Raw genomic sequence first — 20660 nt, 5'->3', positions numbered from 1 at the left:
AACCATGAGACATTCTCGCTTTTTAAAATCAGCAATCTCCGCATTAGCCGGAGCAGTAATATTAAGCTGCAGCGCCTCAACCGCTCTTGCCGACGATGAGGTTACCTTGACTATCGCCGCCCGCGGCGGTTCACACGTTGACGTAATCAACGCCGTTAAAGACAAATTTGAAAAAGAAAATAACTGCACCATTAAAATTCTGGGCCTTGAAAACGCTTCTTTAAAACAGAAAGTATCTCTTGATTCCCGCAATGAAGAAGGTGCCTTTGACCTTGTAATGCTTGACGATCCGTGGATCCCTGAGTTTGCAGCAGGCGGTTTGCTTTTAAACCTGACCCAAAACGGCTATAAAGACGATCCGGATTTCGTAACCACCTCACTTGCCGTGTGTAAAGAACCATATGCCTCAGGCGATACCTACGCCCTGCCTTTTGCCGGTAACGTAACCTTGCTTTTCTACAACGAAGGTGTTCTCAATAAGGTCGGTGCAAAAGTTCCCGATAACTGGCAGGACGTTTTAACCATATCTCAAAAAGTTAAAGAGCAAGGACTTTTAGGCTATTTAGTTCGCGGTCAGCAGGGCAACCCGATTGTCGGTGACTATCTGCCGATTTTGTGGGCATTAGGCGGCGACGTTTTTGATAAAGACATGAAGAACGTAACCGTAAACTCCCAAATAGCAAAAGACGCCCTTGCCTTATACATCGAACTTTACAAGACCGGTGCCAACTACGATAAAAACGATCTTGTCGCCTCCGTATCCAAAGGCAAAGCAGCCATGAGTCTCGGCTGGCCGTCATGGTTTATTTCAGGCTCCGATTCACTTGCCAACTATGCAGTTATTCCGGGAAAGAAAGACGCCTCATCCCCTGAGTACAGCGCCGGCGTGATCGGCAACTGGATGATGGGCGTTACCGCCAACACCACCCATAAAGATCTTGCCATCAAATTACTGCAATACTTAACCTCAGCAGAAGTACAGATAAGCGCCGCCGATAAAGGTGCCGTTCCTACCCGTACCTCGGTCTTCAACAATGCCGATTTGAATGCCAAATACCCGTTCTATCAGGTACTGCTCAAAGGCACCGAAAAGTCTAAAGTTCGTCCCCGCACTCCGCTTTGGGGTGAAATTGAAAATGTCTACGGAATCGAGCTTTCCAACGCTTTAACCGGACAAAAATCAATTGACGATGCTTTAAACGACGCTAAAGTCGCTATCGAAGAAGTCATCGCCCGTTAACAGTAAAGCCCCGCGTAAGCGGGGCCTATATCATCATGAAAAAATCAACAGGTCTTTTTGAATACTTAATGATAAGTCCTACGGCTTTAGTCTTAACCGTATTAAGCTTATTTCCGTTAATTTTCATTATTTACTACAGTTTTACCGATTATTACTATCTATCTTTATCCGATCCGAAAAACATCGGCATTGATAACTACATAAAACTGTTTTCAGATCGCTACTTTCTGCAGGCTCTGTATAACACCTTCATTTTTACGGTCGTAGCCGTAATCACTGAAGTATTTTTAGGTCTTATGATAGCGGTTTTGATTGACAGCATCGTCAAAAGACAGAAATTTTTCAGAACCGTAAGTCTGCTGCCGACCCTGCTGCCTCCCGTAACCGTGGCTTTGGTATGGCAAATCATGCTTGCCAATAATGACGGTCTTTTCAACTCGATTCTTAACATCTTGGGCTTTGCCGGTTATAACTTCTTAGGCGAAATCGATACCGCATTCTGGTGCATCCTGCTTATTGATATCTGGCAGTATTCGCCTTTTGCCTTCCTTCTCATGTATGCCTCACTCCAAGGCGTGCCTAAAGGACAATATGAAGCCGCAGCCGTTGACGGAGCCAATGCCTTCCAGCGCTTTATCTACATTACCTTGCCCAATATTTCAAACGGCATTGCGCTTGTTGCCATATTGCGCATGATTGACTCATTCCGTCTGTTCGATAAAGTCAACGTCTTAACCAAGGGCGGACCTGCAAACTCAACTGCCACAATCTCCCAATATATTTATCAAAACGGCGTCAGCTCATTGCGCGTAGGTTATGCCTCAACCGCGTCAGTAGTAATGACCGTCATGGTTCTTGCCATGGCTTCAATCTACATCTACCGTTCTTTTAAAACTAAAAAGCTTTAATAAAGGATTTCTTTCATGGCCAAAATATCGCTTCAGCACATCAACAAAACCTATGACGACGGCGTGTGCGTAATTGATGATTTAAATCTTGAAATCAAAGATAAGGAATTTATCGTTTTAGTCGGACCTTCAGGATGCGGCAAATCCACTACTTTGCGCATGATCGCAGGTCTTGAAAGCATTTCACGAGGTGAAATGTATATAGGCGATCGTCTCGTCAATGATTTAAATCCTAAAGAACGCAATATCGCGATGGTTTTTCAAAGCTATGCTCTTTACCCGCATATGTCCGTATATGAGAACATGGCTTTTTCCTTAAAACTGCAGAAAGTCGACACCGGAACTATCGATCGTAAAGTCAGAAACGCGGCAAGAATGCTTGATTTAGAGCATCTTTTAGAGCGCAAGCCTCGTGCCTTATCCGGCGGTCAGCGTCAGCGTGTGGCATTGGGACGCGCCATGGTTCGCGATCCTGATGTCTTTTTACTTGACGAGCCGTTATCAAATCTTGACGCTAAATTAAGAACCCAGATGCGTACCGAAATTTCTTCTTTACATAAACAGCTCGGTACGACTTTCATCTACGTTACCCACGATCAGACCGAGGCCATGACCATGGCCGATCGCATTGTCGTAATGAAAAGCGGTGAAATTTTACAGGTCGACACCCCGACCAATCTTTACAATCATCCTAACTGCATGTTCGTAGCCGGATTCATCGGCTCACCGCAAATGAACTTCTTTAAAGGCAAGCTCGAAAGAAACGGCGATCGCCTTGATTTTGAATTTGACGGTAACGTCATCGCTATTGATAAAGATCATCAGCCAAAGCAGCTTGAAAATTATGCCGGCAAGGAAATTTATATCGGTATCCGTCCTGAACATATCCATATTAGAGCTCACGAAGAAATGCAGAAGGTCCGCGCAACAGTCGAGTTCCGTGAATTGCTCGGGGCTGATATCTGTCTTTACACCAAAACCGGAAGCGATCGCATGGTGATTAGATGTCCTTCGACTTATGAAGGTGAATTAAGCCAAAACTGCGACTTTTATCTTGATATGTCAAAAGTGCATTTCTTTGACGCAAACACTCAAAAAACAATCGCTTAAGTTCCCTTTTTTAAGCCTTGCTTTTTTTGTGGCAATGCTGCTTCTTTTCACTGCCTTTGCATATTGAAAATTAACCGACAGAATTTAAATAAGCCCAGCTGTTTTTGCCTCTTAAACCTTATTTGCAGCCTTAAAATATCTTCAGTAAAATTTTCATTAAAAAAATTGAACTTTTTGCTTCAAAAATGGTCAATTTCACATAAAATATGAGAAATTTTTTTATTTTTCATAGCGTCTCTTTTTTCTAAGAGGCAGTTTCCGGCAATTTATTTCACATAAAACCTATTGTTGCATGCATTTTGAAGATTTCATTTCAGGTGAGCCTCTTGAAAAAGGCTCCGCAAGTGCTTTATTACCGAAAAAGCATACTATTGCCATCTGCATCTCAATTGCCGTCGTCGCTTTAGCCGCCATATCAGTTTCGATTCCTGCGGACGCTTCAAATGACGCAGGATTAGTTGCCATCAACGATTCAGACTCATCAGACGAACTTATTCTTATCGATCCTGATGCTACCGATAATATTATCCGTCCTGAAAGCTCACTTACTGAAGCCCTTTTCCCGAATATCGCCAACGCTAAGGTTAAGACCTATGCCGTAGGCAAACAGATTGTGGAAATCGATTCCGATCCGATAACTCTTGACTCAATGGATGACGAGCTTGCCGACGAAGTTATAGATGAAGATAACTCAATTGAAAACCAAGTAAGAAAGCTCGCTAAAGCAGAAGGTACGGATTTAACCCCTAATCATTGGTACACCGAAACCGTGACCAAGGGCGACACCATATCATCAATCTTCTCGGATTTGAATATTCCGGCAAGAACCCTGGTAGCTATACGCAAAACGGACGGTTTACCCAAGTCCTTTGATAATCTGCAGATTGGCGACAATCTTTCATTCTTGATTGACGATGACAATAATCTGTTATCTTTCGTCAAACAGGAAAACAAAAAATCCCAGCTGCGTTTTACCCGTCCTGACGGATCAAACACTGACTTTGTTTTAACAAAAGAAGCTTTAAATGCACATACTGCCGTAAGCACCGGCAAATTACTTGCTGAAGCCAAACAAGCGCTTAAAAAATTAAATGCGTCTCCTGCAAAAGAGATTCAGGACAACTCGCAAGGCTCTCTATTAGCTCAAGCCAAGAAAAAAGCCGATGCTTTAGAAAAAGAAGCAGTAAAAGCCTCGGCGAAAAAAGACACCTCACCTAAAAGCACGCATGAGAAGCTTTTTGCATCACGCGGCAGGCTTGTCGTCGTCAACATAAAAAAGGGTCAAACTTTTACCGAAGCGGCATACGGCAGCGGACTTAGCTATTCGGAGATATATAAAATCATCGGTTTGTTTAAAGGCCGCATTCAATTTTCACGCCATATACAAGCAGGTGATTCCATGCGCGTCCTTTTCTCCAACAGTAAAGGCAAAGGCTCGATAAATGCCGTTGAATTCAAGCTGTCACGCCTTGGAAAGGTTGCGTCTTACCGCAACCTCACCGATAACCGCTACTATGATGAAAACGGTCCTGCCGTCGCGAAAAAAGCCACGTTTAAACGCATCCCGCTTGAAGGCAACGTCCGTATTTCATCGCAGTTTAATCCCAACCGCCGCCATCCGGTCACAGGACGCGTCCGTCCGCATAACGGAACCGACTTTGCGGTAAGGGTGGGAACTAAGGTTATCGCTCCGTCAAGCGGCGTTGTCGAAACCGCACGCTACTCACGTTCTGCAGGCTACTTTATCGTATTAAATCATGCCAACGGCTATTCCACCGTTTACATGCATTTATCAAAGCTTAACGTCAAGCCGGGACAAAGAGTCAAGATGGGACAGGTTATCGCCCGTTCGGGTAATACCGGAATGTCTACAGGTCCCCACCTGCATTACGAGTTAAGAAGAAACGGCCGTCCGGTTAACGCCATGCGCGTTAAGCTGCCAAGCTCCGGAGTTTCTTCTGCGACCACAAGACAAATTCAGCGCTTTAAAAATAACGTCGCGCAATTTAAAAAAGATCTTTATAACTCACGGCTTATCGCTAAAAACTAAGTCTGGTTTTATAACTAAATTTTCTGAAGCGATCGGATTTTCCGATCGTTTCTTTTTTTACGCGCACAAAGCTTAATTTTTGACGAAATTAACATCAATATTTACCGATTTCTTTTAAGCTTTAAACAAGTCTTACAAAGACTTGAGGAGCTACGTATGGGACAAGAGACTTTAAGAGGTTTTAATACTCAGCTGCAAGACGTTGAAGATCGTTATTCCTGGATCAATGACATGATTAAAGCACGTCAGGATCTTGTTTTGATGTACATGAAGCTTTTAAACCTGACGCCCAAAGGAAGTACCGATATCACCGAATGCTATCCTTCTTATGAGGAAGTGACCAGTTTTTGTGAGCACCTTATAGATTACCTGTCCCACGGTCACTTTGATCTCTACCCTAAAATAATTGAGCTTATAGAAAACGCCTCAGGTCGGTCGTTATCCATCGCGCACCGTGTTTTACCGCGTATTGAAAAAACCACGGAATTTTTAATGCGCTTTAGCGATTTATACGCAGAAGATCTAAACGAAAAGAAAATGCAGAGCTTAAAACGCGATCTTGAACAGGTAGGAAAATGCCTAGAGCAGCGTTTTAGAAACGAAGACCGTCTTATTATCGGACTTCGTCTCGTCCACTCCATCATGAAAAGCCAGTGACCTACTCCCCCACCTAAGAGGTAGGGGCTTCCTTCTCGTTCAAAACTCCTTGTGGAGTCAGTATCAGCGAGCTGTCGCCACTGGTCCAGCGGCCTAGCAATTCTATTGCATGATCCTTGAGGTTTTCGCAAGCGTTCTTGTCCCTGTGATGGTGATGCCCGCATACCGGACAATCCCATTCACGCACAGCAAGGTTTTTGACCTCAGGATTTTTAGTTTTACAATGTGAGCATAATTGCGAGCTTGGATAAAGCGGATGGATTTTAACTAAAATCTTCCCCTTAGCCTGAAGCTTATAAGCCAAGAAGTTTCTAAGCATGCCAAAACCGTTGTCATAAACGCTCTTGCCGAAATTGAGCGCTTTGGCCATCGCTTGAAGATTTATGTCCTCTACTGCAGCTGCGTCAAAGTTATCGGCAACATTATGCGAAAGCTTATGCAGAAAATCTTTTCTGCGATTGGCCGCTTTCTCATGGATAGCGCCGACTTTATGGCTCTGCTTCCAATAGTTATGGGAGCCGTATTTCATACGCGAAAGCTTGCGCTGTGCGCAAGAGAGCTTTTTCTCAAGCTTACGGTACCATTTGATATCTTTTTCCGTGACATCAAAGCTGCCGCTTGATGAAACGATTAAGCTTGGCATGCTGTAGTCAAAAGCCTCAACCTTATCTGCCGCAAAATGCTCTTTAAGCTTAACTTCTTCTTTCTGCACCTCATACACAAGAGATGCGTAAAACTTGCCGCTTGCCGTCTCTTTGATGGTAACGTGCTTGAGCTCACCGCCCGGTATATTGCGGTGAAGAATGATTTTGACGTCACCGGCCTTAGGCAGACGCAGCAGGTTTAAAGTGTCGCTTTTGTGAATAAGGCGGATATTATTGTTCGTTGCGTTTGTGGTGTAGCTTCTTTTGTCCCTTCCCTTTCTTTTAAAATTAGGATTTTTTCCTTTGGCAAACTGCCGCTTGCAGGCCTGATTTAACTCAAGCTGAGTATTGGCAAGTGCCAAGGAGTCAACCTCATTAAGATATTTATAGCTCTTCTTTAAATGAGCGGGAGTGGTGTTCTTAAACTTGACCCCGCCTAATTCCCGATTGGATTTTATCCTTTCATCCAAAAGGAGATTCCAGGTTTTGCGGCAGCAGCCGAAGGTCTTCCAAAAAATGATGCGCTGAGCCGGCTCCGGCTTTATCCTGCATCTTAACACTTTATTGACCTTGACCATTGCCATAAGAGATTAATCCATCCCCTGTTTTTCTATATACTCTTTGATAACTTCAAGAGAAGCTCCGCCTGCACTTATCAGGCAATAGCTTCGTGACCAGAAATACTCCTTCCACAGGTGCTTCCTGAGCTCAGGATATGCCCTCTTTACCACCCGGGAGGATGCACTTTTATAAGCATTAATAAATTTTGAAAGCACGGTATCAGGCTGTGCCTTAAACAGAACATGTACATGATCGCTGTCGTGGTTCCACTCTTTAAGCTCAGCTTTATAGTCCGGAGCAATCCTTATGAACACTTCTTTTAGAAATTCGGAAATTTCATCATCTATCACCTTGCGCCGATATTTTATAATCAGCACTAAATGATAACTGAGGCTGAACACTGAATGATTGTTATTATCAAGCTTCTTTCTAATAGACTTATCAATACGCATATTCAATATTGTACACCGGAGTGCATGGCAGTCAAGCCCCGGATGCCATTCAGCTCCACCTTATCAGAAGGTGGAGACTTCTGGCTTTTATTGTTAAACTAAATCAATTAAATCACTAATGCGCTTTACGGCAATGATTTCCAGTCCGGAAGGCGCTTTTTTAGGAGCATTGTCAAAAGGTACGATAGCTCTTTTAAATCCTTGCTTAAAAGCTTCGGCAATACGTTCCTGCCCGGACGGCACCGGTCTTATTTCTCCGGTAAGCCCCACTTCACCAAAAGCGATGGTTGTTCTGTCTATAGGTCTTGAGTGATAAGAAGACAACAGCGCAAGAATTAAAGGCACGTCAGACGCTGTTTCCTCAACCTTGACGCCGCCTACGACATTAACAAACACATCCTGATCGGCAAGCTGGCATCCTCCGTGACGGTGGAGTACCGATAAAAGCATGGCAAGACGATTAGGATCGGTTCCTAAAGACAAACGCCGCGGATTACCAAGCTGAGATAAATCAACCAACGCCTGCAGCTCGACTAAAAGAGGTCTGGTTCCCTCCCATACCACCATGGCAAGAGATCCGGGAGCTACCGTTTCCTGACGATTTAAAAAAATCGCCGACGGATTTTTAACCTCGCAAAGGCCATGATCGGTCATGGCAAAAACGCCAATCTCATTTACCGCGCCAAAACGGTTTTTATGGCAGCGCAACGTTCTAAATCGCGGATCGTTGCCTGATTCCAAAATAACCGAACAGTCCACGCAATGCTCTAAAATCTTAGGACCTGCAAGAGTTCCGTCTTTAGTCACGTGTCCGATTAAAAATACCGCGATTCCGGTTTTCTTTGCAAACTGAGTCAAAGCCGCCGCACCTTCGCGTACCTGACTTACGGAGCCAGGAGCCGATTCGACTCCCTGCACATGCATTACCTGAATGGAGTCGACAATCAATACCGCGGGCTTTTCCTGCGCCGCGATTTTACAAATCTCATCAATGGATGTTTCCGCCGCAATTCTTACTTTCTCAGTAGGAAGCATCAGGCGCTGCGCTCTTAACGCCACCTGCTGTAACGATTCTTCACCGGTGATATACAAAACCGCGGCATGACTTGCAAGCTTGCAGACCGTTTGCAGCAGCAATGTCGATTTGCCAGCTCCGGGATTGCCGCCTAAAAGCACGACCGATCCAGGAACGATGCCGCCGCCTAAAACCCTGTCAAACTCGTTATATCCCGTATATAAGCGCTGCGCCTTTTCAAGCTTTACGTTATTAAGATTACTTACACCGCTGCCGCTTGCTCCGGCAAAGCCCGACATGGCACGGGCTGCCGCGCTGCGTCCTGCCGAAGGCTCGTCATTTACTCTTATTTCGCTTATGGTATTCCACTCGCCGCATTCACGGCACTGTCCCTGCCAACGCGGATATCGCGCTCCGCAGGAAGCGCATACATATACCGTTTTAACCTTTGCCATATCTACAGGTCACCGCATTTGAGCATTAACAAAACAGTGGAAAGATCAGAATAATTAAGACAGGTTAAAGCTTCAGCCTGTACCTTGGGTTTAGCATGATAGGCAATGCCCAAAGACGCGGCATTTATCATTAAAAGATCGTTTGCTCCATCGCCAATTGCTATGCTTTGTTCATTAGCGACGCCTGATGATTTCATCAAATCTGAAAGCGCAGCTTTTTTCTTTACCGCATCAACAATCTCGCCTTCAACCATGCCGGTAAATTTCCCGTCTTTAATCTCAAGGCTGTTGGCTCTCACCAAATCAAGATCGTATTTATCCTTAAGAACATTAATAAGCTGCACAAAACCGCCCGAAGCAATGCCCACTTTCCAACCGTTTTCTTTAAGACCGTTTACCAGTATGCCGTAACCGTCGGTTTCACGCATGATAGATTTTACTTTTTCAAGAACTAAGGCATCGCCTCCTTTTAACAGCGACACTCTCTTTTTTAATGATGAAGCAAAATCAAGTCTGCCGTGCATCGCTTCACCCGTAATTGCCGCAACTTCATCATAGACGTTAAGGCAACGGGCGATTTCATCAATGCCTTCAATCTGCACGGATGTCATATCCATATCCATCACCAAAACTCCGGGAGTCTTTAAAGACGGAACGGACTGCACCATAAGAGCATCAAAATCAAACAGTTTTTGACAAACGGCTTCTTTTAGCCGTTCCTTTAATTCAGCATAATTACCGCATTCATAAGTATATAAGGCATATGAATGATTAAACTCAACCCCGGACGCTTTTAACACAAGCGACTTATCATTTAAAGCTAAATGTTCGCACAGTCTGTTTATCGCGTTTAACTCGTTTAAGTCATTATTCTTTACTGATAAATATAAAAACACCTGCATCTTTTCGTCCTTTTACAAACTGCGGCTTTTACAATAATAACGCTATTTTACAAAAGGACTAAAGAATTTAAAACGCACGCGCGATATTTTCGCCATTAAGGTTCAATACGGAAAATGAATTAACTAACACTTTGTTTTTACATTCTTTTTTATCTAAAGAAAAAAGTATACTAAGATCCTTTATCAAACTTTCAAAAAGTTTTACATCGTAGTCAAAGCGCCCATCAAAATCGCTTTCCAGCACAAGATTTGAGATACCCGCATAAGCTAAGGCTTCGTTAAACGCCCTGCCTCGCTTTAACCCATATCGTCCTACGCCAAGCTTAAACCCCGCATCCAAATAGCGCTTGGCCAAATCTTTTGAAAAGGTAAAACCATGAATTATTCCGCTTAGTTTTCCATTATATTCATTTAAAAGTTTTAAAAGTTCGTTATGATATTTTCTTATATGCACTGAAAGGGGCAAAGAATAAGCTGCGGCCAAATCACAAAAAAAGCGCAGATTATAAAGCTGATCATCAAGTGCAATCGCCGCTTTGTCATCCAATCCGCATTCGCCGATGCAAACTATTTTATTGTTATTTAAAAGATTATTCCAATCATCCTTTTCTTTATCACTAAGTTTTCCTATAGAAAAGCACGGATGAAGACCCACGCCCGCATAAATATTTTCCCCATGAAGCCGCGTATTTAAAACACTGTCATTAAAATCCACGGCAACAGATAAGGCACAGATTTTATTTTCTTTAAGTATATGACAAAGCGCGTCTTCAAGACGCGCTTTGGTCAAATGCATATGAGTATCAAAAAAGCACATTTTAATGCTCGCGCGTTGCAGCAAAATGCACTTTAGGATGGCGCTCCATAGTCAACGATAAGTTAACGCCGGAACTTGCCAAATACGTAAGATTATCGCCGCCGTCATAAGCAAGATTCTGCGGAACCTTCTTTTCAAGCTCTTCAAGAGCTTTAGGATCATCAGAGCTTACCCAGCGGGCAGTTGATACATTGACGTTCTCATAAACGGCATCAACGTTATATTCATGCTTAAGCCGTGATACCACCACGTCAAACTGCAATACGCCGACGGCACCTACGATTAAGTCATTGCTGACTACAGGACGAAATACCTGTACCGCGCCTTCCTCTGAAAGCTGCACCAGACCTTTTAACAGCTGCTTTTGCTTTAAAGGATCTTTTAAGCGAATGCGGCGGAAAAGTTCAGGCGCGAAATTAGGAATACCGCTAAAATGCAGAATTTCACCTTCAGTAAAGGTATCACCGATACGAATGGTTCCGTGATTATGAATACCGATAATATCGCCGGCTACGGCTGAAAGCGCCATTTCGCGCTCACCGGCCATGAATGTCACGGCATCGGAGATCTGGACATCCCTCTCAATGCGCACGTGACGCAATTTCATTCCCTTGTGGTAACGTCCTGAAACAAGACGCATGAACGCGATACGATCGCGGTGTTTAGGATCCATATTAGCCTGGATCTTGAAGATAAAACCGGTAAGCTTCTCTTCGGTTGCTGCAACTTTTCTTGAATCAGCCTCGCGATCCAAAGGCGACGGGGCCCATGAAGTAAGACCGTCAAGCATGCAGTCAACGCCGAAATTACCTAAAGCGGTACCGAAAAACACCGGGGTAAGATCGCCGTTTAAAAAAGCCTCTTCATCAAAAGGATTTGATCCGCCTTGAATAAGCTCCATATCCTCGCGCAGCTTTGCAGCAAAATCCTCACCGACAGCCGCGTCAAGCTCGGGATTATCAAGTCCTTTTATTACGCGGCGCTCTTGAATATGAAAGCCTTCACCTGAGTGATATAAAAGAACTTCATCTCGAAGGATATGATAAATACCCTTAAAAGATTTGCCGCTGCCTATAGGCCAAGTGATCGGAGCGCATAAAATATTAAGCTCGTTTTCAACTTCATCCATAAGCTCTAAAGGATCGCGGGTTTCGCGGTCAAGCTTATTCATAAAAGTCAAAATCGGAGTTGAACGCAAGCGGGTTACTTCCATAAGTTTGCGAGTACGCTCCTCAACGCCCTTGGCCGCGTCAATCACCATCAGGCAGGAATCAACGGCAGTAAGCACGCGATAAGTGTCTTCAGAAAAGTCTTCGTGACCCGGGGTGTCAAGTAAATTGACGATACAGCCGTTATATGGGAACTGCATTACTGAGGTGGTAACTGAAATTCCGCGTTCCTTTTCCATATCCATCCAGTCGGATTTGGCAAAAGAACCGGTGCTGCCGCGGCCTTTTACTTCACCTGCTCGCTGAATGACACTGCCAAAAAGCAAAACCTTTTCGGTAATCGTGGTTTTACCGGCGTCAGGGTGGGAAATAATCGCAAAGGTACGGCGCTTTCGCACCTCATTTATAAAATTCTGATCTGCCATAAATTATTTACGCATAAAAAAAGCGGGCAAAATAGCTTTGTCCGCTTAATCAAATCATCTACTTGGAAAAATGAGCAATCGCTTTTTCAATACGGTTTAAAGCGCGATCGCGTCCGACTAACACCATAGTGTCACCGATGCCGGGAGACATAGCGGTACCGGTCATGGCAAGACGTAAAGGCTGTCCGACTTTACCCATGCCGATCTCAAGTTTTTTAGCCAAAGCTTCAAGTACTTCATCAATGGCCTGAGGATCCCATGAGGAAAGAGAGCGTAAGGACTCAAGCGATGCTTTTAACACGTCAACAGAGCCTTCTTTAATCCACTTCTTTACTCCGGCAGGATCGTATTCAGTGAAATCCTCATAGTAGCAGCGTGCCTTTTGTGCCATCTCTTTTAAAGTGTGGGTACGTTCGGCATAGTTTTTAACTACAAGTTCAGGAGCAGGACCTTGAGACAAATCCGTAACACCGATACGGTTTAAATGCCAAACAAGCTCTTTTGCCACTTCTTCGACCGGCAAAGTCTTCATGTAGTGAGCATTAAGCCAATCGAGTTTTTTGGTGTTAAAACTTGATGCGCTCTTTGAGATCTGAGCAGGATCAAACCACTCAATCATCTCATCACGGGAGAAAATTTCCTGATCACCGTGGCTCCAGCCAAGACGTACCAGGTAATTCACCAAAGCTTCAGGCAGGTATCCGTCTTCACGATACTGCATGACGCTTACTGCGCCGTGGCGCTTTGACAGCTTAGTGCCGTCATCGCCTAAAATCATGGCGACATGACAAAATACCGGGATCTTGGCGCCAAGTGCCTTATACAGGTTTATCTGACGCGGAGTGTTATTGACGTGATCGTCACCGCGAATTACGTGGGTAATACCCATATCGTAATCATCGACAACCACGCAGAAATTGTAAGTAGGAGTTCCGTCAGAGCGCTGAATAATGAAATCATCAAGCTCACTGTTCTGGAATTCGATATGACCTTTTACCAGATCGTCAAAAGCGACGGTTCCGGTGTCGGGATTGCGAAAACGGATAACGTAAGGCTCATCAGGAGCATGTTCGCTGTGATCGTCACGGCAATGACCGTCATAACGGGGCTTTAATCCTTTTTTCATCTGCTCCTGACGCATCTTCTCAAGACGCTCCTTAGAGCAATAGCACTTATAAGCAAGCCCTTTTTCCAAAAGCTCATTAATGACTTCTTTATAACGGTCAAAACGCTTGGTCTGATAATAAGGACCTTCGTCCCAATTAAGGTTAAGCCACTGCATTGACTCTAAAATAGCGTCAATTGCAGGCTGAGTGGAACGTTCTCTGTCTGTATCCTCAATACGCAAGACAAATTCACCGTTACAGTGTCTTGCGTACAACCATGAAAACAATGCGGTTCTGGCACCGCCGACGTGCAAAAATCCCGTAGGTGACGGGGCAAAGCGAGTCTTGACCATTTATCTTAATATCTCTTAACTGCTATTTAATTCAAGATGGGCGTATTTTAGCACTTTCGCTTGCTTTTTGCCGCCCCAAAATATGCCGCTTTAAGCTTGTCAAGTGGCGATAACGCATTAAATTCTCATCAAAAAATCAAAAAATGTAAGCCGTGAGCCTTTTTTAGATAAAAAGCTTCGGTTAATATTTGAAAGTTAACCGGAAATAATGACGCGATAAATAAACTATATGGAAATGCCAACAAGTCAAAAAGCACAAATGCAGATCCGCGGTACGCCTGCAAGCCGCGGCATAGCTTTCGGCCGCATCTCTTTTTTAAAACGTCATGCTCTTCCTTCTGAGCGGCATGAAGTTTCTGACGTAAAAGCAGAGCTTGAGCGCTTTGAAAAAGCTCGAACCGATGCCATAGCACAGCTTTGCAATCTCTATGAAGCATCCCTAGAAAAAGTCGGTGAACAAAATGCGGTAGTATTTCAGATTCACCAGATGATGCTTGACGATCCTGATTACGTTTCCCAAATTAATGAATTAATCGAAAACGAACACGTTAACTCCGAATATGCCGTAGATTTCGTTTCCAAAAAATTTGCCGACATGTTCAAAAGCATGGACAACGATTACATGCAGGGACGCGCGGCAGACGTAATCGATATTTCACGCCGAGTAACCGAGCTTTTGCTTTTAAACTCAGGCCAGCTCATTCCGCAAAAAATCACTCCGTCACAAGGACAGCCCGTAATTTTAGCAACCGACGATCTGTCCCCGAGTGAAACCGTTCAGCTTGATAAAGACTCGGTATCCGGCATCATCACTTCAGAAGGTTCATCAAGATCGCATACGGTAATCTTTGCAAGAACCATGGGTCTTGCTTCGGTTATCTGCATAGGCCCCGATCTTAATCCTTCCCTTGAAGGCAAATTCGCCATTGTCGACGGCGGAGCCGGTATCGTTTATATTGAGCCTGATGAAGCGACAATCGCCGAATTTACTGAAAGAAAGCGTACGGAAGATGCGCTACGCGCCCGTCTTGAACAGTTCCGCGGCAAGGAAACTTCTACTTTATCCGGCAGAAAAATTCACCTTTACGCCAACATCGGATCTGCAGACGATATCGAGCTTGCCAAAGCCTCGGATGCAGAAGGCATCGGACTTTTCCGCAGCGAATATATTTATCTGTCATCACCAGATTTCCCAAGCGAAGAAACTCAATTTAATATTTACAAACAAGTACTTGAAGGTATGGGCGGCAAACAAGTAGTCATACGCACTCTTGATATCGGTGCGGATAAAACGGCTGATTACTTTATGCTAAAACCCGAAGACAATCCCGCGATGGGAATGCGTGCCGTACGCATCTGTCTTACCCGCCCGGAAATCTTCAAGACTCAGTTAAAAGCTCTCTATCGCGCTTCAATATACGGAAATCTCGCCATCATGTTCCCGATGATTACCTCCGTTGAAGAAGTAAAGCAATGCATTGCTTTATGCGATGAGGTAAAAAAGGAACTTGACGAAGCATCAATTCCCTATTCTCATGACGTAAGTCTCGGAATTATGATTGAGACCCCAGCCTCAGCCATAATCAGTGACGAGCTGGCTCATTACGTGGATTTCTTTAGTATCGGTACCAACGATTTAACGCAATTTACATTGGCAGTAGATCGCCAAAATGCCGAAATCAGCAAATTCTTAAACCCTTATCATCATGCAGTTATCCGCCTTATTGAAACCACTGTGAAAAACGCGCATGATGCCGGCATTTGGGTCGGTGTTTGCGGTGAGCTTGCTGCCGATGAGGGATTTACCCATGAATTGGTACGTATTGGCGTTGATGAAATCTCCGTAGCTCCGTCAAGCGTACTTATGTTGCGTGCCCGAATTTCAACTTTAGGATAATAACCATGGCTGAATGCGTTGTAATTTCAGATGAAATCACCGGCGGCAGTTCCGTTGCCGCAATGCTTGAAAAAAATCGCTGCACCGTTTGCTCGCTTATAAGCAATAAAGGATTAAAAAATCCTGAAACGGCTAATTTTGACTGTCTTGTATATTCAACCAACAGCCGTACGCTTACGCCGGAGCAAAGCTATCAGTTGGTATTCTATGCAGGCAAACTTTTAAAAAATCCTGAAGTAAAACTTTATGCAAAACGCATCGATCCTTCTATGCGCGGCAACACCTGTACCGAAACCCAGGCACTGCTTGACGCTCTTGGTGAGCCGGATCGCGTGGCCATCGTCGTTCCGGCATTTCCTGATTTAAAACGTATTAATGTCGGCGGCTACATATTAGTCGACGGCTTGCCGCTGCAAAAATCACTAGCAGGACTTGATGATATGCGCCCTGCTCAAGGCGGCCGAGTTGCGGAGCTTTTCTCAGAGAAATTCCGCTATCACACAGAGGTTTTATACCTAAAAGAATTCATCAAAGGCACGGAACACCTAAGTGAAAGGATCCGCGAACTTGCCAACCGCGGAGCCCGTGCAATCGTTCTTGACTGCACTTCTCAAGAAGATATCAATACCATTGCAGATGCAGTTTTGGCTTCAGGCATTAAATTCCTCGCAGTAGATCCGGGCCCGTTTACCGCAACGCTTGCACGAAAAGTAATGCGTGAAGCGGAATCACATAAAGCAGCCAATCAAAAGATTTTCGGTTTGGTGGGAGGCATCAGCCCGCTTATTGCTGCCCAAGTCGAAAAACTGCGTCTTGAAGAACAGGTGTTATTTATATCCGTAGACAGTGCCGCTTTAATTGAAGACGATCAGCGCCGAGCAGCTGAGATCGATCGGGTGGTAAATGAGTATCTTGCCAAATGCGATGAATACAAAATCATATTTGTCGTATCCGATCACTTGGGAGCTACATCCCAGCAAATACTGACTTATGAAAAAGAGCTGGAAAAGACAGGAAGATCAAGTCTTGAAGCGCTTGATTTAACCAGTTCCGCATACGGACAGATAGCAAGACGCGTGCTTGCAGGCGATCCTAACGTTAAAGCCGTTTACTCCACCGGTGCCGAATATACTCTTGCCGTATGTAGAGAACTGAAATCCTCAGGACTTAACATCTTAGGACAGGTTTTGCCGCTTACCGCTTACGGAGAAATATTAGGCGGTGACTTTAACGGTCTTAAATACGTAACTTCATCGTCATCCGCTACCGACGCAGCGACGATTACGGCAAGTATTCAGTATCTGAAGAGAAAGATGGAGATTTAACCTAACTTTCGAATACAGATAAAAAAATCAGTCCCGCAAGTTTTGGAGGTCGGGACTGATTGAAGTTCAAACTAAAAGAATGTATAAAACGTATTAGTTTTTAATCTGCAGTAATTTACTGGCAGTATCAACAATATTATCGACAGTAATACCATTTAAAGCCAAAAGTCTCTCATACGGAGCAGATTGTCCGAAACAATCCTGAACTCCGATACGTTTAACTTTACCTTTTCCCATCTCTGCTACAACTTCACAGACCGCACTTCCTAACCCATTAATAATATTATGATCTTCGATGGTTATAATGTTACCTATTCTATTTACAATATCTTTTATCGTATCAACATCTAATGGTTTTATAGTATGCATATCAATAACTTCAGCATTTATTCCTTCCTTCTCTAGAAGATCTGCTGCTTGTAACGCTAAACATACGGTATCACCATTTGCAATTAAGGCAATGTCCTTTCCTTTTTTACAGGTAATCGCTTTTCCTATTTCAAACTCTTGATTCTCATCATAAATTACAGGAATAGCATCACGAGTAAAACGTAAATATACAGGACCATTAAATTCCGCTGCTTTTCTTGTTAACGCTTTAGCCGCATAGTAATCAGCTGGCATGATAACAGTCATTCCAGGGATTGTCCTTAAAACTCCCATATCTTCAATACTTTGATGACTTGCTCCATCATTTGCAGGTGTAAGACCACCGTGGGAACAGGCAATTTTAGCGTTTAAGTGGGTATAACAAATTTCCTGCCTGATTTGTTCAGCCATTCTTAAACTACCAAACACTGCATAGGTTGATACAAAAGGAATTTTACCTGTAGTTGCCAAACCTGCGGCAATTCCTGCGGCATTCTGTTCTGCAATACCAACATTAACATGCTGTAAAGGTAATTCCTTGGCGAATTTATCTGTTTTACATGATTTTGCAATGTCGACATCAACCACGTAAATATTGGGATTTTCATGTCCTAAAACGCAAATTTCTTCACCAAAGGCATTTCTTGTTGGTATCTTTTTTAACTCTGTCATGATCTAAACTCCTTATGATAATTCGCGCATTGCTATTGCGTATTCTTCAGCATTCGGTGCTTTACCATGCCAACCCAATTGATTCTCCATAAAGGAGACTCCTTTTCCTTTTATAGTGTGAGCATGAATACACTTAGGGCAATTTTTATCCGAATTTCTGATCTTTTCGAAAACACTTAAAATTTCATTAAAGTCATGACCGTTAATTTCATAGGTTTCAAAGCCGAAAGCTTCGAATTTCTTAGTTATATCAAGGCAAGGAACTATTTGATCCAAAGTGCCGTCAAGCTGTAAACCGTTGTGATCCACAATTACAATCAAATTTTTCAACCTAAGAGCATTTGCGGACATTACAGCTTCCCAAATTTCTCCTTCATCGAGTTCTCCATCACCCAAGGCGACAAAAACTCTATAATCTTTATGATCTCTCATCCCGGCAAGAGCCATACCTACGCCGCAGGCAAGTCCCTGACCTAAAGATCCGGTTGAAATGTCTATGCCAGGACATTTTTTCATATCCGGATGCCCCTGTAGAATCGAGCCTTCTTTACGCAGTGTGTGTAAATGCTTTTCTTCAAAGTATCCGAGTTTACCTAACGCGGCATACTGTATCGGACAAGCATGTCCCTTTGATAAAACAAATCTGTCTCTATCAGGCCATTTCGGATCTTTTGGATTTATATTCATTTCATTAAAATATAATGCAGTAACTATATCAGCTATGGAGAAAGCCCCACCCGGATGCCCTGACTGTGCTTCATATATCATAGTTAAAGCTATTCTTCTTAACTCTTGAGCTTGTTTATAAAGCTCCTTTGCGTTTAATTTCATAACACTCTCCTAAATCTTTACTATTCGGGATAATTGCTTACCCCGAATTGCTTTTATTAATCAACCAAGATTGAAGGCAACCAAGTTGCAATCGGAGGAATATAAGTAATGAGAAGTAATGTAAAAATTGATGCAATAACAAAAGGAACTACAGCACGCGATATTGCTTTAAGCGAAGTTCCTGAAATTCCGCATGCAACATAAAGATTGATACCGACAGGAGGTGTAACCAAACCTATTGATAAATTCATTACGATTACGCATCCAAGATGAATCGGATCGATTCCCAACATTTGTGAGACAGGGAATAAAATCGGAATGATAATGTACTGAGCTGAGTTGGCGTCGATAAAACAACCAGCAATTAACAAAATAATATTGATAATCAATAAGAAAACATATTTATTATCACCGCAAAGATTAATCAATAATCTGCTTGCTTCTCCAGCTACTCCGGTAACAGTCAAAGCCCATGCAAACAAACTTGCTGTTGCAACGATGAACATAACAACGGCAGTCTGGGATACGGAATCTTTAAGGACCGGCATAATATCAGTCAACTTTAGATTTTTGGTGACAAGTCCCAAAATCATTCCATAGGCTGCTGCGACAGCTGCTGCTTCCGTCGGAGTAAAAATACCTCCGTATATACCGCCTAAAATGATCACAGGCATCATTAAGCCGCCGAATGCCTTTTTGAAAGCACTCCATCTTTCGGCACCGCTAGCCTTAGGCATTAAAACCAATTTGCGATCACGGCTTATATATTGCATTGCGATCAGCAAAACTAATCCAAGTAAAAGACCCGGGATAATACCTGAAGCAAATAGAGCACCTACGGATTGACCGGTAATGGAGCCGAAAATAACGAATGCAATTGACGGAGGAATAATTAATCCGATTGCGCCCGTTGTAGCCATCAATGAAGTTGATGTTGCTTTGTCATATCCGGAATTAACCATTGCCGGAATTAAGATTAAACCCAATGCGGCAACAGTAGCCGGACCTGAACCGGAAATTGCAGCAAAAAAGCATGACACGATAACGCACACTGCAGCCATTCCGCTTTTGCGATGTCCGACTAAAGTCTTGCAAAAATCAATAAGCTGACGAGATATTCCGGCTTTTTCCATAATATTTCCAGCAAGAATAAAGAATGGAATAGCCAACAATACAAACTTACTGGTAGCAGAATAAAGGTTATTCGGAATAATGGCTAAAGGTAAAACCTCATAAAGCAATGCGCATATACTTGACATTGCAAGTGAAGTTGCAATCGGTACATTTAAAAACAGCAGTATAAAGAAAATGCCGAATAGAATTAATGCTAACATACGGTCACCTTCAGATTATTTTTTAAGTTCAGTGATAAAGAGTTGAAGATATCTAACAGCTAAAATAAAGCCGCCAAGAGGAATAGTTATGCCGAAAATCCATTCAGGCCATTGCATTCCGGATGTAACGAACTCAAGTAAATACTCGACACGAACGGTATCTAATCCGTAATACAAAATGATGATGCCGAAAATAAAACCTAATGCGTGAGCAAACAGTACGCACAGTTTTTGATATTTTGGTGAAAGCAAATCCGTAATTACGGTTAAGCCTAAATGTGCGCCCTTCTTTGCCGCAACTGCTGCACCGACAATGCTTAAAACAACTAATCCCATTGGCGTTAGTTCTTCGACAAAAGGCATAGAGC

The 20660-nt window shown here is 43.4% G+C and carries 18 protein-coding genes; 7 read left to right on the top strand and 11 right to left on the bottom strand.

What is annotated here, in order from left to right:
* Positions 1 to 4 precede the first annotated feature (4 nt).
* The 5 genes from QZ019_RS00450 to QZ019_RS00430 all read left to right on the top strand — a co-directional run bounded on the left by QZ019_RS00450 (position 5) and on the right by QZ019_RS00430 (position 5965).
* A complete protein-coding gene (locus QZ019_RS00450) occupies positions 5 to 1240 on the top strand; it encodes an ABC transporter substrate-binding protein (protein ID WP_294564752.1) in 1236 nt (411 codons plus the stop codon).
* A 35-nt stretch (positions 1241 to 1275) separates the two neighbouring features.
* Positions 1276 to 2148, top strand: a complete 873-nt coding sequence (locus QZ019_RS00445) for a carbohydrate ABC transporter permease (protein ID WP_294564749.1) — start codon at positions 1276 to 1278, stop codon at positions 2146 to 2148.
* A gap of 15 nt (positions 2149 to 2163) precedes the next feature.
* A complete protein-coding gene (locus QZ019_RS00440; RefSeq protein WP_295481537.1) occupies positions 2164 to 3258 on the top strand; it encodes an ABC transporter ATP-binding protein in 1095 nt (364 codons plus the stop codon).
* A 292-nt stretch (positions 3259 to 3550) separates the two neighbouring features.
* Positions 3551 to 5308 (top strand): peptidoglycan DD-metalloendopeptidase family protein, encoded by a 1758-nt coding sequence (locus QZ019_RS00435; protein ID WP_295481536.1) that lies wholly within the window; start codon positions 3551 to 3553, stop codon positions 5306 to 5308.
* 156 nt (positions 5309 to 5464) lie between these two features.
* Entirely contained in the window at positions 5465 to 5965 is a 501-nt protein-coding gene (locus tag QZ019_RS00430; protein WP_294564740.1) for an Rsd/AlgQ family anti-sigma factor, read from the top strand.
* 13 nt (positions 5966 to 5978) lie between these two features.
* On the opposite strand, the gene QZ019_RS00425 is transcribed toward QZ019_RS00430, so the two are convergent.
* The 7 genes from QZ019_RS00425 to gltX all read right to left on the bottom strand — a co-directional run bounded on the left by QZ019_RS00425 (position 5979) and on the right by gltX (position 13864).
* A complete protein-coding gene (locus tag QZ019_RS00425; protein ID WP_295481534.1) occupies positions 5979 to 7193 on the bottom strand; it encodes an RNA-guided endonuclease TnpB family protein in 1215 nt (404 codons plus the stop codon).
* Positions 7194 to 7199: 6 nt separating this feature from the next.
* Positions 7200 to 7622 (bottom strand): IS200/IS605 family transposase, encoded by a 423-nt coding sequence (tnpA, locus tag QZ019_RS00420; RefSeq protein ID WP_295481532.1) that lies wholly within the window; start codon positions 7620 to 7622, stop codon positions 7200 to 7202.
* Between the two features lie 93 nt (positions 7623 to 7715).
* Positions 7716 to 9092: a DNA repair protein RadA gene (gene radA / locus QZ019_RS00415; protein WP_295481530.1), complete on the bottom strand. Its 1377-nt coding sequence runs from the start codon at positions 9090 to 9092 to the stop codon at positions 7716 to 7718.
* A gap of 2 nt (positions 9093 to 9094) precedes the next feature.
* Positions 9095 to 9994: a phosphoserine phosphatase SerB gene (gene serB / locus QZ019_RS00410; RefSeq protein ID WP_295481528.1), complete on the bottom strand. Its 900-nt coding sequence runs from the start codon at positions 9992 to 9994 to the stop codon at positions 9095 to 9097.
* Between the two features lie 67 nt (positions 9995 to 10061).
* On the bottom strand, positions 10062 to 10811 hold the full coding sequence (locus tag QZ019_RS00405; protein WP_295481526.1) for a TatD family hydrolase: 750 nt from the start codon (positions 10809 to 10811) through the stop codon (positions 10062 to 10064).
* A 1-nt stretch (position 10812) separates the two neighbouring features.
* Complete coding sequence (gene prfC, locus QZ019_RS00400; protein WP_295481525.1) at positions 10813 to 12405, bottom strand: peptide chain release factor 3; 1593 nt, start codon at positions 12403 to 12405, stop codon at positions 10813 to 10815.
* 58 nt (positions 12406 to 12463) lie between these two features.
* Positions 12464 to 13864, bottom strand: coding sequence for a glutamate--tRNA ligase (gene gltX, locus QZ019_RS00395; RefSeq protein WP_295481523.1), 1401 nt, complete (start codon positions 13862 to 13864; stop codon positions 12464 to 12466).
* 229 nt (positions 13865 to 14093) lie between these two features.
* Here gltX and ptsP point away from each other — a divergent pair, with 229 nt between their 5' ends.
* Positions 14094 to 15761 (top strand): phosphoenolpyruvate--protein phosphotransferase, encoded by a 1668-nt coding sequence (ptsP, locus tag QZ019_RS00390; protein ID WP_295481521.1) that lies wholly within the window; start codon positions 14094 to 14096, stop codon positions 15759 to 15761.
* Between the two features lie 5 nt (positions 15762 to 15766).
* Positions 15767 to 17086: a four-carbon acid sugar kinase family protein gene (locus QZ019_RS00385; RefSeq protein WP_295481519.1), complete on the top strand. Its 1320-nt coding sequence runs from the start codon at positions 15767 to 15769 to the stop codon at positions 17084 to 17086.
* A gap of 93 nt (positions 17087 to 17179) precedes the next feature.
* Here the strand turns inward: QZ019_RS00385 and QZ019_RS00380 are convergent, their stop codons facing one another.
* The 4 genes from QZ019_RS00380 to QZ019_RS00365 form a co-directional block, all read right to left on the bottom strand.
* A complete protein-coding gene (locus QZ019_RS00380) occupies positions 17180 to 18127 on the bottom strand; it encodes a transketolase C-terminal domain-containing protein (RefSeq protein WP_295481518.1) in 948 nt (315 codons plus the stop codon).
* Positions 18128 to 18139: 12 nt separating this feature from the next.
* Positions 18140 to 18958 carry a transketolase gene (locus QZ019_RS00375; RefSeq protein ID WP_295481516.1) on the bottom strand — a complete coding sequence of 273 codons (819 nt, stop codon included), beginning with the start codon at positions 18956 to 18958 and terminating at the stop codon, positions 18140 to 18142.
* Between the two features lie 56 nt (positions 18959 to 19014).
* Positions 19015 to 20292, bottom strand: a complete 1278-nt coding sequence (locus QZ019_RS00370; protein WP_286035530.1) for a TRAP transporter large permease — start codon at positions 20290 to 20292, stop codon at positions 19015 to 19017.
* Between the two features lie 15 nt (positions 20293 to 20307).
* On the bottom strand, positions 20308 to 20660 hold a 353-nt coding region (locus QZ019_RS00365; RefSeq protein WP_295481513.1), incomplete at its 5' end, for a TRAP transporter small permease.

Origin of the sequence: uncultured Succinatimonas sp. (assembly GCF_905203285.1) — a bacterium.
Classification (GTDB): Bacteria; Pseudomonadota; Gammaproteobacteria; order Enterobacterales; family Succinivibrionaceae; genus Succinatimonas.
This window is presented reverse-complemented; position numbering and strand designations above follow the sequence as displayed.

What these genes read in the sequence shown, in the direction of transcription:
- QZ019_RS00425 (WP_295481534.1), bottom strand. Translation starts at nt 7,193, where the DNA reads ATGGCAATGGTCAAGGTCAATAAAGTGTTAAGATGCAGGATAAAGCCG.
- QZ019_RS00405 (WP_295481526.1), bottom strand. Translation starts at nt 10,811, where the DNA reads ATGTGCTTTTTTGATACTCATATGCATTTGACCAAAGCGCGTCTTGAA.
- ptsP (WP_295481521.1), top strand. Translation starts at nt 14,094, where the DNA reads ATGGAAATGCCAACAAGTCAAAAAGCACAAATGCAGATCCGCGGTACG.
- QZ019_RS00445 (WP_294564749.1), top strand. Translation starts at nt 1,276, where the DNA reads ATGAAAAAATCAACAGGTCTTTTTGAATACTTAATGATAAGTCCTACG.
- QZ019_RS00430 (WP_294564740.1), top strand. Translation starts at nt 5,465, where the DNA reads ATGGGACAAGAGACTTTAAGAGGTTTTAATACTCAGCTGCAAGACGTT.
- tnpA (WP_295481532.1), bottom strand. Translation starts at nt 7,622, where the DNA reads ATGCGTATTGATAAGTCTATTAGAAAGAAGCTTGATAATAACAATCAT.
- QZ019_RS00370 (WP_286035530.1), bottom strand. Translation starts at nt 20,292, where the DNA reads ATGTTAGCATTAATTCTATTCGGCATTTTCTTTATACTGCTGTTTTTA.
- gltX (WP_295481523.1), bottom strand. Translation starts at nt 13,864, where the DNA reads ATGGTCAAGACTCGCTTTGCCCCGTCACCTACGGGATTTTTGCACGTC.
- serB (WP_295481528.1), bottom strand. Translation starts at nt 9,994, where the DNA reads ATGCAGGTGTTTTTATATTTATCAGTAAAGAATAATGACTTAAACGAG.
- QZ019_RS00450 (WP_294564752.1), top strand. Translation starts at nt 5, where the DNA reads ATGAGACATTCTCGCTTTTTAAAATCAGCAATCTCCGCATTAGCCGGA.
- QZ019_RS00380 (WP_295481518.1), bottom strand. Translation starts at nt 18,127, where the DNA reads ATGACAGAGTTAAAAAAGATACCAACAAGAAATGCCTTTGGTGAAGAA.
- QZ019_RS00440 (WP_295481537.1), top strand. Translation starts at nt 2,164, where the DNA reads ATGGCCAAAATATCGCTTCAGCACATCAACAAAACCTATGACGACGGC.
- radA (WP_295481530.1), bottom strand. Translation starts at nt 9,092, where the DNA reads ATGGCAAAGGTTAAAACGGTATATGTATGCGCTTCCTGCGGAGCGCGA.
- QZ019_RS00375 (WP_295481516.1), bottom strand. Translation starts at nt 18,958, where the DNA reads ATGAAATTAAACGCAAAGGAGCTTTATAAACAAGCTCAAGAGTTAAGA.
- prfC (WP_295481525.1), bottom strand. Translation starts at nt 12,405, where the DNA reads ATGGCAGATCAGAATTTTATAAATGAGGTGCGAAAGCGCCGTACCTTT.
- QZ019_RS00435 (WP_295481536.1), top strand. Translation starts at nt 3,551, where the DNA reads ATGCATTTTGAAGATTTCATTTCAGGTGAGCCTCTTGAAAAAGGCTCC.
- QZ019_RS00385 (WP_295481519.1), top strand. Translation starts at nt 15,767, where the DNA reads ATGGCTGAATGCGTTGTAATTTCAGATGAAATCACCGGCGGCAGTTCC.